The organism is Psychrobacter sp. TS_SC_6, from assembly GCF_056156305.1.
This window is the reverse complement of sequence record NZ_CM149590.1, coordinates 2,548,581-2,565,596: the sequence shown is the minus strand read 5'-3', so window position 1 is coordinate 2,565,596 and position 17,016 is coordinate 2,548,581. Positions and strand designations below refer to the sequence as shown.

Sequence of the window (17,016 nt, the reverse complement as noted above, 5' to 3'; positions counted from 1 at the left end):
TTTTAATTTTAAATAGAATTTTCTGACTTTTCTCTATTAAAGTAATGATTCATTGCATTAAGTAAATAAAATATCGTCTTAAAACTTGCATTCTTAGTAAAACCTTGTATAATTATCAGCCTTAACACCCCTAGGCGATTGGCTCAATTGGTAGAGCATCGGTCTCCAAAACCGAGGGTTGTAGGTTCGAGTCCTACATCGCCTGCCATCTTCTTATCACATCTTTGTCATACCCCACCATCTCCGAAGTGAGTTCTTTATGAGCAATAATCAAGATAACCTCGAGACTAAGTTATCTGATGCTAAGGCAGTTGCTGGTGGAATGCTGTCCAAAGATAAGCATACTTCAGCAGGTAATAAAACGACTGCTGTTGAGATTGCTAAGACGGGTTCAGTAAAAGATGTGATTTTGTGGCTACTGGCCGCAGTTGTTTTAATTGGTGCAACGTTAGTTAATCAATATTTGCCCGGCTATTGGCAACCTGCCAATGACCTTTGGGTACGTATTGGTATTATCGTTGCGCTTTTTATATTTGCGCTGTTATGTCTTGCAATGACGAATCAGGGCCGTGCATTTAAAACTTTATTAAAAGACGCTGCTGTAGAACTACGTCGCGTTACTTGGCCTGGTAAAGACGAAACCTTCCAATATACATGGCAAACGATAGCTATGATTGCGGTGGTTGGTTTATTAGTTTGGCTATTAGATAACTTTTTTAATTGGTTCGTTGGCATATTTATTGGTTAATGACGCGTATTAGCGACTGTTTAGCCAAGATTTATGGATAACGACTTACTTATAATGATCAGGAGCGTGATATGCGTTGGTATATTGTCCAAGCATTTTCAGGATATGAAAAGCAAGTACAACGTTCATTAACTGATCGTATTAATCGTAGTGAATTTGCTGAGTTTTTCGGCGATGTATTGGTACCTACTGAAGAAGTCGTCGAAATGAAAGACGGCAAAAAACGTAAAAGTGAGCGTAAGTTCTTTCCGGGTTATGTATTGATCCAGATGGACATGAACGACAATACTTGGCACATCGTTAAAGATTGCCCACGTATTATGGGCTTTGTTGGCGGTACGCCAGAGACGCCTGCGCCGATTACGGAAGTAGAAGCTAATCGTATTTTAAATCGTTTGAATCAGACTGAAACTGACCCGCGTCCTAAGACTCTATTTGAGCCGGGTGAAGAGTTATTGGTTATCGATGGTCCATTCACTGACTTTAAAGGGTTGGTTGAAAAAGTGGATTACGAAAAGTCTAAATTACATTTAACAGTGAACGTATTTAATCGACCGACTCAGGTTGAGCTTGAATTTAGTAAAGTTGAGAAGCTAGATTAAATCAGCAAAAAAGTTCATCAACCGGGGAGCTGTTAATCAATAAGGTTTATACCACATTGATTTGGCGCTATCACCCATTTAGGAGAGTATCATGGCTAAGAAGATTGATGGTTACATCAAACTGCAAGTGCCTGCAGGCAAAGCAAATCCTTCACCACCGATTGGTCCAGCATTGGGTCAAAAAGGCGTGAACATTATGGCGTTCTGTAAAGAATTTAATGCTGCGACCTCAAACCAAGAGCCGGGTTTACCGATTCCTACTGAGATCACTGTATATAGCGATAAGTCTTTTACTTTCATCATGAAATCACCACCAGCGGCGTATTTGCTACGTAAGGCTGCTGGTATTGCTAAAGGTTCTGGTACACCTAACACCGCTAAAGTCGGTAAGGTTGACCGTGCTCAGTTAGAAGACATCGTTAAGACCAAAGATGCAGATTTGACTGCGGCTGATCTTGATGCTGCTGTTCGTACCATCGCTGGTACTGCACGTTCAATGGGTATTACCGTGGAGGGTGTGTAAATGAGTAAACTTACTAAGCGTCAAAAAGAAATCAATAGCCGTATTGAGCACGAAAAACAATACACGATTGAAGAAGCGGTTCAAATCCTAAACGATTTACCAGCTCTTAAATTCAAAGAGTCTATTGATATCGCTGTAAACTTGGGCGTTGACCCACGTAAATCTGATCAAGTGGTACGTGGCGCAACCAACCTACCTGCGGGTACTGGTAAAACCAAACGCGTTGCTGTATTTGCTCAAGGTGCGGCTGCTGAAGCTGCCAAAGAAGCTGGTGCTGACATCGTTGGTTTTGAAGACCTAGCAGAATCAATCAAAGCCGGTAACATGGACTTTGACGTGGTTATCGCTGCTCCTGATGCGATGCGCGTTGTTGGTCAATTAGGTACTATCTTAGGCCCACGCGGTCTAATGCCTAACCCTAAAGTCGGTACGGTTACGCCTAACGTTGCTGAAGCAGTTCTTAACGCTAAAGCCGGTCAAGCACAGTATCGTGTAGACAAAGCAGGTATTATCCACACGACTATCGGTCAAGTTGGTTTTACTGCTGAGCAAGTAATCCAGAATGCTGAAGCACTGATTGCAGATTTAAGACGTGCTAAGCCTGCTACTTCTAAAGGTACTTTCATTAAGAGAATTACCTTGTCTAGCACTATGGGTCCTGGTCTAAGTATCGATCCAGTTCCATACCGTACAGCGAAATAATTGAGTATGATCTGTTATTCAACAATTTTGAATAATGAGACAAAATATTTTAAAGAATTAGGTCAGCGTAGCAAACGCTATGCTGTCTAAGACCGTAGGTAGACAGCGGTTTGGTAAAATGGATTATGACTCTTGTAGATCAAAGTTCATTACATTGAGCTGCTGTTGTTAATCGATGAAAGATGAAAATCTTAATTGTCCTACGCAGACGGTGGCCCACCCAGTTGTTGATAAGAGCCGATAGGGCAACCTGTCACTTGATGTCATTCTGATAACGGTGCCGTAATCAGTCGTTATGAGTATGTTTGTTTTTAATAAATACATTCGTAACGTGTCGTATCAAGTCAATCTTAGTTTGTGATTTAGATTACAGGATGATTGATTAGATTAAAGGAGTCAACTTATGGCATTAACGCTAGAGCAAAAACAACAAGTTGTGGCTGAAGTGTCTGAAGTTGCTGCTAATGCTTACTCAGCAGTAGCTGCCGAATATCATGGTATTGGTGTTGCAAAGCTTACTAAGCTACGCGAACAAGCCCGTGAAAAAGGCGTCGTTTTGAAAGTGGTAAAAAATACCCTAGCAAAACGTGCGTTTGAAGGCACTAAGTTTGAGAGCATGTCAGACCGTATGACTGGTCCATTACTTTTGGCTTTCTCTATGGAAGATTTGGGATCTGCTGCTCGAGTCATTTTTGACTTCAGTAAAGATCACAAAGCTTTAGAGACCAAATTGGTATCAGTTGGTGGTGTTGTTTATGGTCCAGAAGAGCTAGAGCGCGTATCGAAGCTACCAACTCGCGACGAAGCACTCTCTATCTTGATGGCTACTATGAATGCACCAGTGACCAAGCTTGTCCAGACTATGAACGCAGTTCCTGGCAAGTTCGTTCGCACTGTTGCAGCAATCAAAGACGCAAAAGAAGCTGCTTAATTGCTTGTTTTAACGTAACTTTGACATCGCTGATTGCACTTTATTGCCAACACTATTTGAAAATTTGGCAAGCAATCTAAGCGATTTTAAAATCAATTAATTTTTATCAGATAACGGAGAGTTCTCATGGCACTATCTAAAGATGACGTGTTAAACGCAATCGCTGAAATGTCAGTAATGGATATCGTTGAATTAATCAGCGCTATGGAAGAAAAATTCGGCGTAACAGCTGCTGTTGCTGCTGCACCTGCTGCTGCTGGTCCTGCTGTTGCTGCTGCTGAAGAAAAAGACGAGTTTGACGTAGTTCTTGCCAGCTTTGGCGAGAAGAAAGTTGGCGTAATTAAAGCCGTACGTGAAGCGACTGGTCTTGGTCTGAAAGAAGCGAAAGATTTGGTTGAAAGCGCTCCAGCTCCAATCAAAGAAGGCGTTAACAAAGCTGAAGCTGAAGAGTTGAAAAAGAAACTTGAAGAAGCTGGTGCAACTGTTGAACTAAAATAGTTTAACGGCAGTACGAAAAAAAGCTGGTAATGCCTTGCATTATCAGCTTTTTTTTACTATAATTCGTATCTTGACCTTTTGTGTCTGCCAACAGTCGTAAGCAACAACACGGTGGATACCCATCAAAAGGACAGACGATATACATGCAAGCACACTTAGTAGTTATTGAAATCAGATAATGTGGCTAAACGTCAATAGATGTTTGGCATTTTTTTGTGTCTGCACGTTTTCTATTAATATTATCACTTATATTGACTCTGAATATTATTATTTATAAGCATTATAATTGTCCTACTTATTACTAATCAAAAACTATTGAATAAGCTTTCTAGCGTGATTTTACTGTCAGTATATAGGCTCGTAGACGGTATACATCACCGACGATATTGATTTTGGCAGTGGCCAGTTTGGATGTTAAATCGTTTATACACTATGCTAGTCGCGTTTATATTTAGATAAAGTAACTGTCACTTAAGCTTTAAAAGTGACATATTGCCAACACTTTAAGATTGAAGTTTTTGCTCTGAGCAGTCATATAGGCTGACTCAAATGACGATAGCAAGATCGTATTTAGAGTGCAAAGCAAGCACTGATTGTTAAGATAGTAATTGATACAACGCCCTAAAAAGATTAACTGTGCTTTAAAAAGAACACCTGTTTTATATTGTCGTTTACGTCGCTTAGTTTGCATAATATTTATGCACGCCAGCCGCGATTTTAATTTGTTTCCACGTTTACTGTAAGGACTCTCGATGGCATATTCTTATACTGAAAAAAAGCGTATTCGCAAAAGTTTTGCTGAATTGCCTACTGTAATGGACATTCCCTATTTACTGTCTATTCAAGTAGATTCTTATGAGCAATTTTTGCAAGAGCATAAAAAGCCAAAAGCTCGTGAGAATACTGGCTTGCAAGCTGCATACTCTTCTATTTTCCCAATTGAGAGTCACTCTGGTAATGCAGAGCTACAATTCGTTGAGTACTATTTAGGTACGCCTGAATTTGATGAGCGTGAGTGTATCTTACGTGGTTCGACGTTTGCTGCGCCTATGCGTGTCAAAATTCGCTTAATCATCAAAGACAAAGACAGCAAAGATAAAGACAGCAAAGCAGCTATTAAAGATATTCGTGAGCAAAGTGTCTATATGGGCGAGATGCCACTGATGACTGCTAACGGTACCTTTATTATTAATGGTACTGAGCGTGTTATCGTATCTCAGCTACATCGTTCACCTGGTGTGTTCTTTGACCATGATAAAGGTAAGTCGCATTCAAGTGGTAAGGTGCTTTATAACGCCCGTATTATCCCTTACCGTGGTTCATGGTTAGATTTTGAATTTGATGCTAAAGACTTGGTTTTTGCTCGTATTGATCGTCGTCGTAAGTTATTAGCGTCTATTATTTTACGCGCTTTAGGCTTAAGCACTTCTGAGATCTTAGATTTATTCTTTGATAAAGTGCGAGTTTATAAAGGCGAAGAGCAGTTCGAGATTGATCTGGTTGCTGATCGCTTACGTGGCGAGATGGCACAGTTCGATATCGTCACGCCTGCAGGTGACGTGGTTGTTGAGCAGGGCAAACGTATTAATGCTCGCCGTATCCGTCAGCTTGAAGAAGCAGGTATGACGAAAATCTCGATTCCTGATGAATATTTATATGAGCGTATTCTAGCCGAAGATATCATCGTTAATGATGAAGTTATTGCTCGTGCTAACACGCTGATTGACCATGAACTCTTGGTTAAATTGAGTGCGTTTGAAGCCAGTGAATCTATTAAAGAATTTAGTATTCTGTTTACTAACGATATCGATCAAGGCAGTTATATTGCCGATACGCTACGTGCAGATAGTACGTCAAGCCGCGAAGAAGCTTTGATTGAGATTTATAAAGTCATGCGCCCAGGTGAGCCACCAACGGTTGAGACTGCTGAGAAACTTTTTGACAGCATGTTCTTTAACGCGGATCGTTATGACTTATCGAATGTCGGTCGTATGAAGTTTAACCGTCGTTTAGGTCTTGATTTTGTAGATACCGATGACGCTGATATCCAGCGTGAACGTAGCGTCTTGACCAATGCCGATATCGTTAACGTTCTAAAAGAGCTTATCGAGATTCGTAATGGTCGCGGCGAAGTTGATGATATCGACCATTTAGGTAACCGTCGTATTCGTTCGGTTGGCGAGATGGCAGAAAATCAATTCCGTGTTGGTCTAGTACGTGTTGAGCGTGCGGTCAAAGAGCGTTTAAGCTCAGCTGAATCTGATAATTTATCACCACAAGATTTGATTAACTCAAAACCTGTTGCGGCGGCGGTCAAAGAATTCTTTGGCTCGAGCCAGTTATCACAGTTTATGGATCAAAATAATCCATTGTCTGAAGTCACGCATAAACGCCGTGTATCTGCACTAGGACCCGGTGGTCTGACCCGTGAACGTGCAGGCTTTGAAGTACGTGACGTACATGATACCCATTATGGTCGCGTATGTCCGATTGAGACTCCTGAAGGTCCAAACATTGGTTTGATTAACTCATTAGCGACCTTTGCAAAGACGAACAGCTTTGGCTTCTTAGAAACGCCTTATCGCCGTGTGGTTGATGGTAAAGTAACGGATGTCATTGAGTATCTATCAGCAATTGAAGAAGTCGGTACGGTCATTGCACAGGCTGATTCACCAGTAACCGCAGAAGGCGCGTTATCTGATGAGATGGTCAGTGTGCGTAGCTACGGTGAATTCGTGCGTATGCCGCCAGAAAAAGTGACGCATATGGATGTGTCGCCAAGTCAGGTAGTATCGGTAGCCGCTGGTCTGATTCCATTCTTAGAGCATGATGACGCTAACCGTGCCTTGATGGGTTCAAACATGCAGCGTCAGGCAGTTCCTACACTACGTGCTGATAAGCCATTAGTAGGTACCGGTATGGAGCGTCACGTTGCGCGTGACTCAGGTGTTTGTGTGATCGCTAAGCGTGGCGGTGTGATCGAAGACGTTGATGCCTCACGTGTTGTTGTTCGTGTAAATGAAGATGAGATGATTGCTGGTGAAGCCGGTATTGATATCTATAACTTAGTTAAATATACGCGTTCTAACCAAAACACTTGTATTAACCAACGTATTATCGTAAACCAAGGCGATGAAATTGCTGTAGGTGATATCTTGGCTGATGGTCCTTCAACGGATCTTGGTGAGCTTGCCTTGGGTCAGAACATCCGTATCGCATTTATGCCGTGGAATGGTTATAACTTCGAAGATTCAATCTTGCTCTCTGAAAAAGTCGTAAAAGAAGATCGTTTTACTACTATTCATATTCAAGAATTGACCTGTGTGGCACGTGATACCAAGCTAGGTACTGAAGAGATTACTGCAGATATTCCAAACGTCGGTGAAGCGGCGCTATCAAGCCTCGATGAAGCAGGTATCGTCTATATCGGTGCTGAAGTTGATGCTGGTGATATTCTAGTTGGTAAAGTGACGCCAAAAGGTGAAACGCAACTAACGCCAGAAGAAAAACTACTCAGAGCTATCTTTGGTGAAAAAGCGGCTGATGTTAAAGACACCTCATTACGTGTACCAACATCAAGCAAAGGCACAGTTATTGACGTTCAAGTCTTTACCCGTGATGGTGTTGAAAAAGATGCACGTGCAAGAGCGATTGAAAAATCACAGCTTGATAGCTATCGTAAAGATTTAAAAGAAGAGCTACGTATCTTTGAAGAAGCGGCTCGTGGTCGTATTGGTAATCTATTAGACGGTCAAAAAGTCAGTGGTGGTTCAGGTCTGAAAGCCGGTACAGTGATGGCATTGGCTGATATGAAAGATATGAGCCTTGAGACCTTGCTTGACATCCAGCCTGTTGAAGAAGAAATCTCTGAGCGTCTAACACAAATCGCTGAGTACTTAGTTGATAAGCAAAAAGACATCGATGTGAAGTTTGCTGAGAAGAAACGCAAACTAACTGCTGGTGATGACTTGCAGCATGGCGTACAAAAAATCGTTAAGGTATATCTTGCGGTTAAGCGTCGTATTCAGCCTGGTGATAAAATGGCGGGTCGCCATGGTAACAAAGGTGTTGTCTCGCGCATTATGCCAGTTGAAGATATGCCTTATGATGAAAATGGTAATACCGTTGACATCGTCTTGAATCCGCTTGGTGTACCATCTCGTATGAACATCGGTCAGGTGCTAGAGACGCATTTGGGTATGGCAGCGAAAGGCTTGGGTGAGAAGATCGATGGTATGCTCAAATCGCAAGCAGCGATTAAAGATTTACGTGACTTCTTAGACAAAATCTATAACCAAGTCGGCGGTGAGCAAGTTGATCTTGATAGCTTGAGTGATGATGACATCATGGCGCTAGCAGACAACTTGCGCGCTGGTGTACCAATGGGCACAGCAGTATTTGACGGTGCAAGAGAAAGCCAAGTTAAAGATCTGTTAGAGCTTGCTGGTATGGATCGTGATGGTCAACAGACATTGTATGATGGTCGTACTGGTCAGAAGTTTGACCGTAAAGTGACGGTTGGCTATATGTATATGCTGAAACTTAACCATTTGGTCGATGACAAAATGCATGCGCGTTCAACAGGCTCTTACTCACTAGTGACGCAGCAGCCACTCGGCGGTAAAGCGCAGTTTGGTGGTCAGCGCTTTGGTGAGATGGAAGTTTGGGCACTAGAAGCTTACGGCGCAACATATACACTACAAGAGATGCTGACTGTGAAGTCGGATGATGTTGAAGGCCGTACGCGTATGTACAAAAATATCGTCGATGGTGAGCAATATATGGATCCAGGTATGCCTGAATCGTTTAACGTATTGACCAAAGAAATCAAATCACTGGGTATCAATATTGAGTTAAAACAAAGCAACTAAATCCGTTGTTTAACTTAGTTGTCAACTAAAGGCAGTATGCTCATTGCTGCTGCTTTTGGTGATTTGTCTCAACCCTATTCATTGCCTTCATTCATCGTGGCCACGCTCATAATACGCTGTCAGATGATTATAAAGATAACGGAGAAGCAACTTGAAAGATTTACTCGATATCATGCAAAGCCCTACCAGCAATGGTAACCATGAGTTTGATAGCATCCAAATTACCTTGGCATCGCCTGACGTTATTAAGTCATGGTCGCATGGTGAAGTAAAAAAACCTGAAACCATTAACTACCGTACGTTCAAACCTGAACGTGATGGTCTTTTTTGTGCCAAAATTTTTGGTCCAGTAAAAGATTTTGAATGTTTATGTGGTAAGTATAAGCGTCGTAAGTTTCAAGGCGTTATCTGTGAAAAATGTGGCGTTGAAGTCACGACTGCAAAAGTTCGTCGTGACCGCATGGGTCATATCGATTTAGCGAGCCCTGTTGCGCATATTTGGTTTTTAAAATCATTACCAAGCCGCATCGGTCTATTGCTAGACATGACGCTTCGTGATATCGAGCGCGTTCTGTATTTTGAAAGCTACATCGTGACTGAGCCAGGTCTGACTTCTTTAGAGAAGTATCAGCTGCTTGATGACGAAGATTATTATAAAGCCCTTGAAGAATTTGGCGATGAATTCACTGCCAAAATGGGTGCTGAAGCCGTTCAAGACCTTTTAAAAGATATCGATTTAGATTTAGAGATTGATGAGCTGCGTGAAGCGATTCCGCAAACGGGTTCTGAAACCAAGCTTAAAAAAATGTCTAAGCGTCTTAAATTATTAGAAGCATTCCGTGATTCTAATAACAAGCCTGAGTGGATGGTAATGAATATCTTACCAGTACTACCACCAGATTTGCGTCCGCTAGTACCACTAGAAGGCGGTCGTTTTGCAACATCAGATTTGAACGATTTATATCGCCGCGTTATTAACCGTAATAACCGTTTAAAGCGTCTGCTTGAGCTGAGCGCTCCTGATATCATCGTACGTAACGAAAAACGTATGTTGCAAGAGTCAGTAGATGCCTTGCTTGATAACGGTCGCCGCGGTCGAGCTATTACTGGTAGTAACAAGCGTCCATTGAAATCTTTGGCTGATATGATCAAAGGTAAGCAAGGTCGTTTCCGTCAGAACTTACTAGGTAAACGTGTTGATTATTCTGGTCGTTCGGTGATCGTTGTTGGTCCAACCCTACGTCTACATCAGTGTGGTCTACCAAAGAAAATGGCACTTGAATTGTTCAAGCCATTTACTTATAACAAACTATTGTCTCATGGTTTGGCGACAACGATTAAAGCTGCCAAAAAGATGGTAGAGCGTGAAGAGCCACAAGTGTGGGATATGCTGGCCATGGTTATCCGTGAGCATCCAGTGCTTCTTAACCGTGCACCAACGCTTCACCGTTTGGGCTTGCAAGCATTTGAGCCAGTACTAATCGAAGGTAAAGCAATTCAATTGCATCCGCTCGTTTGTACCGCATTCAACGCCGACTTTGATGGTGACCAAATGGCGGTTCACGTGCCATTGACGCTAGAAGCTCAGCTTGAATCACGTGCGCTGATGATGTCGACCAACAATATCTTGTCTCCTGCTAACGGTGAGCCAATCATCGTACCATCACAGGATGTTGTATTGGGCTTGTATTACATCAGCCGCTCGTCAGTAAATGCCAAAGGCGAGGGCATGATTTTTGCCACCGTTAATGAAGCATTGCGTGCAATTGGTTCAAACGATTTACATGTTAACGCCAAGATTAAAGTTCGTGTCACTGAAACGCATATTGATGATGATGGCAATCGTACTAAAGAGACGAGTATCAAAGATACCGTTGCTGGTCGTTTGTTAATCTGGAACATCATGCCTGTTGGTATGTCGTTTGACGAATGTAATGAAGAGATGACTAAGAAGAATATCTCTAAATTGATCAACTCTTGCTACCGTAAAGTGGGCGTAAAAGAAAGTGTTATGTTTGCTGACCAATTGATGTATCTTGGTTTTGCACAAGCGACACTATCTGGTGTGTCTATCGGTATCGATGATATGGTTATTCCACCACTGAAAAAGCAAATCATCGAAGTCGCTGAAGCTGAAGTGCGTGAAATTGAAGACCAGTTTGAGCAAGGCTTTGTAACGGCTGGTGAGCGTTATAATAAAGTGGTCGATATCTGGTCACGTACTAATGACAAAGTCGCTAAAGCGATGATGGACAACTTAGCGACTGATAAAATTATCAATGCTAAAGGTATCGAGGAAGAGCAGAAGTCATTTAACTCTATCTTTATCATGTCAGATTCTGGTGCTCGTGGTAGCGCGGCACAGATTCGTCAGCTTGCTGGTATGCGTGGTTTGATGGCCAAGCCAGATGGCTCAATCATTGAAACACCGATTAAAGCTAACTTCCGTGAAGGTTTGACTGTACTTCAGTACTTTATCTCAACGCATGGTGCGCGTAAAGGTCTTGCGGATACGGCATTGAAAACAGCTAACTCAGGTTACTTGACGCGTCGTTTGGTTGATGTGGCACAAGATTTGGTTATCACTAGTGATGACTGCGGTACTGAGCAAGGCTTGCTTATGAAACCGCATATTCAAGGTGGCGAGATCATCGAGAAGTTGGGTGAGCTTGTACTGGGCCGTGTAACGGCACGTGATGTCACTTATAACGATAATGCTGAAAAAATCTTGATTCCAGCGGGTACGTTGATTGATGAGCATTGGGTTAAAGTACTAGATAACAATGCAATCGACGATATATGGGTACGTTCGGTGATTACTTGTGATATCGAACATGGCGTTTGTTCACAATGTTATGGTCGTGACCTTGCTCGTGGTCATAAAGTGAATATCGGCGAGTCTGTCGGTGTTATGGCAGCGCAGTCTATCGGTGAGCCTGGTACTCAGTTGACTATGCGTACTTTCCACGTTGGTGGAGCGGCAAGTTCTGCTTCTGTGGACAACAGCATTTCAGTCCGTAGTGCTGGTCAAGCGCATTTTGAAAACATGAAAACTGTACAGCATACCGATGGTCATTTGGTTATCGTATCGCGTTCAGCTGAAATCGCCTTGACCGATGAGCTTGGTCGTGAGCGTGAACGCTATAAAGTCCCTTATGGTTCAAGCGTTCTTGTGAAAAATGAAGAGCAAGTTGAAGGCGGTCAAACCATCGCTAAATGGGATCCGCACACGCATCCTATTATTACAGAATTCGCGGGTACCGCACGTTTCAGTGAAATCACTGATGGCTTAACTGCTACCGTAAAAGTTGATGATGCGACTGGTATGAGCTCGTTTGAGATCCTAGCCACTCGTGATCGTTCAAGCTCAGCAAAAGATTTACGTCCGGCGATTATCTTGAACACAGATGAAGGTAAAGAAGTCGTTTACTTCTTACCTGCTGAAACCATCATTCGTGTCAGCGATGGTGAAAAAGTTGCAGCCGGTTCAATTCTAGGTCGTGTACCACAAGCGTCTTCAGGTACTAAAGATATTACCGGTGGTCTGCCACGTGTAGCTGATTTGTTCGAAGCGCGTCGTCCAAAAGATCACGCTATCATGGCTGAAATGACGGGTGTTGTTAGCTTTGGTAAAGAAACCAAAGGTAAAAATCGCTTCATTATTACCAATGAAGATGGCGAGATTCATGAAGAGCTGATCCCGAAATGGCGTCAGATCAACGTCTTTGAAAACGAAACTGTTGCTCGTGGTGAGGTTATTGCTGATGGTCCACAGAATCCGCATGATATCTTACGTCTGAAAGGACAAACCGCGCTTGCTGACTACATTGTTAACGAAGTACAGGACGTTTATCGTCTGCAGGGCGTAAAAATCAACGATAAACACATCGAAGTTATCATTCGTCAGATGTTGCGTAAAGTTGAAATTACTGATGGCGGCGATTCAAACCACTTTAAAGGTGATCAAGTAGAATATGCTGATATCAAAGCATTGAATGCCAAGCTAGAAGCGGAAGACAAATTTCCAGTTCAATTTGAACGTCAATTACTTGGTATTACCAAAGCAAGCTTGGCAACCGAAAGCTTTATCTCAGCCGCATCGTTCCAGGAAACGACTCGTGTCCTAACGGCTGCTGCGGTCACTGGTAAAGTGGATGAATTACGTGGTCTGAAAGAAAACGTAGTTGTTGGTCGCTTGATTCCAGCTGGTACTGGTCTTGCTTATCATAAAGCTCGTAAAGAAAAAGCAGAGCAAAAACTGCAAGATAAAGACTTAAATGCGGCGTTTGATATGTCAGCAACGACTGATGCGACAGACTTTGCAAGCTTCGATGAAGCCTTTGCTCAAGAGTTGAATCAAGGTAATCATTAAACTAGATAGCGTTTAGTTATTTGAATAGATAAAAAAGCCAGCCTAAGTTGCTGGCTTTTTTTGCTTTAAAATTCCATCACAACAGGTTTTTTCTTGGGAAATGATGAGATAAAATAGTACACTGCATAATTTAAATATAGTCAGGGAAAAGTAATATCGATACATCAAGTACTGCTGATATTAATTTTTCTTGCTTGCTGTGCCTACGCAGACAGAGGCTGCAAAAAATTTATACCAGCAGCACTGTAGCGTTTTTGAAATATTTTAACTATAGTCAGAGATTTTGGCTCTAGTATTCATAAGTATTCGTAATTTCCGATTATTTTTAGCAGTACTCACTAAAAAGGATAAGCGCATGGCAGATAAAACTCGCGTTGCCAAATATCAAGCTGACCGTACCAATCAAAAGCTATATTTTTGCCGCCTTGCCTGTCAAGCTGCTGCAGAAACGACTGACAAGCAGTTATATCAAGCACATTGTGAGACCGCTATTTTTCATCTATACGGTACGTTTTTAGCTTTTTTACAAGAGCTTGGTCACTTTTATAACATAACACTGACGACGCCGACGTTGCTAGATATCGAAGAAGCACTGATCGAGCGTACGCAAGTATCACCTGAAGTGCAGCGTCTAAAGCAGTTACAGCAGCAAGGATTTCTAGCTGATATAGAACATGCCTATCAGCGTTGTCTATATGCCGTGATATCTGAGCATTCAGTCAATAAAGCGGCTGATGACAAAAAAAAAGTGTCTGATTTGATTGTCAATGTAGTAACACTGTCCAATCAATGGTTGCCAGATGATGTAACCATACGTGAATGGCGCCAACAGTTTTTGGAGCTGATTGAGCAGCTACGTGCTGGTATGGTGGAATTTTAGTTCCTATGGCTTAGATTATATTTTCAAAGCTTCGTTATGAGTGCTTAATGATTAGCTGCTATTTTTAAACTGAGTAGAGCACAAAATTAAATCCAATTGAAATGTGCCTTATAAAAAAGGCTGGCTCAGTGTTTACTGAACCAGCCTTTTTAAATGTATCAATATAAAAAGCAGACGCTCTAAGCAGTCTATTACTCAGGCATCGTTGGCATACGTTCTACAGGCTCGACTACTAACGGTTTTGGTTTCTGCGCTGGGCTATTGGTAATACCATTATTAGCAGGTTTAACAGCGGTCGTAACTGCCGGCGTTTCAACAGGTTTTGGCGCAGGTGGCTGGCGCTTTTGAATAGATGTCTTGACCGGTTTTTCCGATTTGCCTGTATCAGTATTTTCGCCATCAAGTTCAGTGACCCCTTCATCCATCATCTCTATAATGTTTTGCTGTTTTTTCTTGGACTTGGCACGGTTATTGATAGAGACCCATTGGCTAGGCGTGTCGTTAAGTTGGGCTTTCATAAAATCCATCCAAACGGGTAGGGCTGCCACACCACCATATTCGCGACGACCCATGGTTGATGGTTGGTCAAATCCCATCCAGACAACGGTTGCATTGGTAGGATGGAAGCCTGCAAACCAAGCATCTTTCGCTTCATTGGTGGTTCCTGTCTTGCCGCCAATATCATCACGTCCCAAAGATCTTGCTTTAAACGCTGTACCACGCTGTATTACATCACGTAAGATATCTGCCATCTCATAAGCGACTTTAGGCTTTAAAATACGCGGAGCTTGTTCAGCGCGTACGTACTGTACAACAGGTGCTTTTAGGCGATCTGATTCTGGACTGGCATCGTAAATACTCAAATCAATCTTGTTACTATCTGTAGTAGGGCTGTTGCTCTTGTCAGCCTCTATATCAGTTTCTGTATTTTTACTTGCCGGCGATTCTTTAGCGTCGCCTGTTTTATCGTCTTCAGCTACTTTTTTACTATCCTCTATTTTTGCATCATATTCTTCAGTTAGTTTTTTATTGACATCGTCGAGCTGCTCATTAAAACATAGGGCGCAAGCTTGCTGGGGATTGGCTTGAAACAAAAGCTTATTATCATAGTTATAAATTTGTTCAATAAAATAAGGTTGAATGCGATGCCCGCCATTGGCAAAGGTGGCGTAAGCGGTTGCCATTTGTAATGGGGTTGCTTGACCTGTACCCAATGCTAAAGACAAAGTAGTTGGCAGCTTCTCTTTATCAAGACCAAATTCATCTAATAAGTTGCGAGCGTCAGAGATACCAATTGCTTGCAGCAAGCGAATAGATACTAGGTTACGTGACAAATAAAGTCCGCGGCTTAACGTGATATCACCTAAGAATCGACCATCAGAGTTTTTTGGTTTCCAGTCACCTACTTGCAGCGGGCGATCCGAAACTACACTATCTGGACGATAGCCTTTTTCTAATGCTGCTGTATAGACAAGGGGTTTAATGGTGGAACCCGGTTGACGCCAGCCCTGCAGAGCGCGGTTAAATTTACTATGGTTAAAATCAAAGCCACCGACCAAGGCACGAACACCACCGGTATCAGGATTCAGAGAAACCAAACTACCTTGTATCTCAGGTATTTGACCAAGCTGCCAGCCACCACTAGCAGTCGGTATCAGGCGAATAATATCGTTCTTACTCACTATTTGGCTGGCATTACTTGGAAAATAACCAATGCGATCAGCAGAGATGTATTTACGTGCCCAGCGCATACCAGACCAATTAACGGTCACGCTTTCTCCTGAAAGCATGGTTGCCTCAAAACTACTGGTATTTACTTTAGTCACTTTGGCAGGCGACATATTGCTATAGCGACTGAAATTCTTTAGCGGTTCATCATTTGCTTCGGCGCCGCGCCAGCCATGGCGATGCTCGTAAGCAACCAAGCCAGATAAAATTGCCTTTTCTGCATCTATTTGTGCTTGACTATCAACCGTCAAGCGTACACGCCAGCCGCCATGCATAACTTGCTCACCATAACGATCAACCAAAGCTGCGCGCGTCATTTCTGCCAAATACGGCATATTAACATCCAGCTTTTCTTGATAAAGCTTAATACCGATGGGCGCATTAATGGCTTCGTCATATTGGGCTTTGTCGATGTAATCCAATTCATGCATTCGACCAATAATCCAGTTACGGCGCGTGAGTGCACGGCTTGGATTGGCAACAGGATTGTATTTAGAGGGCGCTTTCGGCAAACCTGCAAGCATTGCCATCTCAGCAATGGTGAGATTTTCTAACGATTTACTATAATATTTTTTGGCAGCCGCACGAATGCCGTAAGCGCCTTCACCTAAGTAAATTTTATTGACATAAAGGGTAAGAATATCGTTTTTACTCAGCTCGTCTTCAATCTTACGGGCTAAAAACAATTCCGTTAGTTTGCGATTTAACGTGCGATCTGAGCTTAGAAAATAGTTTTTGGCGACCTGCATGGTGATGGTCGAGCCACCTGTTTGACTTTCATCATCCGTCACCACTTCGGTGACCGCGCGCCCTAATCCTTTAATACTAATACCACTGTGCTGAAAAAATGAAGAATCTTCTGCCGCCAAAAAAGCATGGGTCAAGTCTTCCGGTATCTCCTCAAAGGTAATAGGCAATGATAAACGGTTGCCATATTGCCCAATCAATTTATCATCACTACTATATATCTGTAATGGCATCTCTAAAGTTGCTGTTTTAATCTCTTGCGTGCTTGGCAACGTTGGCGATAAATACATCGCCATACCATAAAAGCCAATAGGGACGGCAAGCGCTAATACAACCGCCAACGCTAGACAGGCAATAAAAAGCCCCACCAAAAAGTGAATGAGACGAACGGTGGCATTTTTTTTGGTCATAGTC

Annotated in this window: 10 protein-coding genes and 1 tRNA gene; 10 read left to right on the top strand and 1 reads right to left on the bottom strand. The window is 42.5% G+C overall.

Going from position 1 to position 17,016, the window contains the following annotated elements:
• Positions 1-132: 132 nt before the first annotated feature.
• From AC0J5Y_RS10875 to AC0J5Y_RS10830, 10 genes are all read left to right on the top strand, one after another.
• Positions 133-208: transfer RNA gene (locus AC0J5Y_RS10875), tRNA-Trp, on the top strand.
• Between the two features lie 51 nt (positions 209-259).
• A complete protein-coding gene (gene secE, locus AC0J5Y_RS10870; RefSeq protein WP_475130696.1) occupies positions 260-748 on the top strand; it encodes a preprotein translocase subunit SecE in 489 nt (162 codons plus the stop codon).
• A gap of 71 nt (positions 749-819) precedes the next feature.
• The gene (gene nusG, locus AC0J5Y_RS10865) at positions 820-1,350 is read left to right on the top strand and encodes a transcription termination/antitermination protein NusG (protein WP_475130695.1); all 531 of its coding nucleotides are present in this window, start codon (positions 820-822) and stop codon (positions 1,348-1,350) included.
• Between the two features lie 91 nt (positions 1,351-1,441).
• Positions 1,442-1,873, top strand: a complete 432-nt coding sequence (rplK, locus tag AC0J5Y_RS10860) for a 50S ribosomal protein L11 (RefSeq protein WP_010201717.1) — start codon at positions 1,442-1,444, stop codon at positions 1,871-1,873.
• Positions 1,874-2,575 (top strand): 50S ribosomal protein L1, encoded by a 702-nt coding sequence (gene rplA / locus AC0J5Y_RS10855; protein ID WP_475130694.1) that lies wholly within the window; start codon positions 1,874-1,876, stop codon positions 2,573-2,575.
• 403 nt (positions 2,576-2,978) lie between these two features.
• Positions 2,979-3,506: a 50S ribosomal protein L10 gene (rplJ, locus tag AC0J5Y_RS10850; RefSeq protein WP_475130693.1), complete on the top strand. Its 528-nt coding sequence runs from the start codon at positions 2,979-2,981 to the stop codon at positions 3,504-3,506.
• Positions 3,507-3,632: 126 nt separating this feature from the next.
• The gene (gene rplL, locus AC0J5Y_RS10845; RefSeq protein WP_475130692.1) at positions 3,633-4,004 is read left to right on the top strand and encodes a 50S ribosomal protein L7/L12; all 372 of its coding nucleotides are present in this window, start codon (positions 3,633-3,635) and stop codon (positions 4,002-4,004) included.
• Positions 4,005-4,756: 752 nt separating this feature from the next.
• On the top strand, positions 4,757-8,875 hold the full coding sequence (rpoB, locus tag AC0J5Y_RS10840; RefSeq protein ID WP_475130691.1) for a DNA-directed RNA polymerase subunit beta: 4,119 nt from the start codon (positions 4,757-4,759) through the stop codon (positions 8,873-8,875).
• 151 nt (positions 8,876-9,026) lie between these two features.
• Positions 9,027-13,247: a DNA-directed RNA polymerase subunit beta' gene (rpoC, locus tag AC0J5Y_RS10835; protein WP_475130690.1), complete on the top strand. Its 4,221-nt coding sequence runs from the start codon at positions 9,027-9,029 to the stop codon at positions 13,245-13,247.
• 355 nt (positions 13,248-13,602) lie between these two features.
• Positions 13,603-14,127, top strand: coding sequence for a DUF6586 family protein (locus tag AC0J5Y_RS10830; protein ID WP_475130689.1), 525 nt, complete (start codon positions 13,603-13,605; stop codon positions 14,125-14,127).
• 191 nt (positions 14,128-14,318) lie between these two features.
• Here the strand turns inward: AC0J5Y_RS10830 and AC0J5Y_RS10825 are convergent, their stop codons facing one another.
• The gene (locus AC0J5Y_RS10825) at positions 14,319-17,012 is read right to left on the bottom strand and encodes a penicillin-binding protein 1A (RefSeq protein ID WP_475130688.1); all 2,694 of its coding nucleotides are present in this window, start codon (positions 17,010-17,012) and stop codon (positions 14,319-14,321) included.
• Between the last annotated feature and the right edge of the window lie 4 nt (positions 17,013-17,016).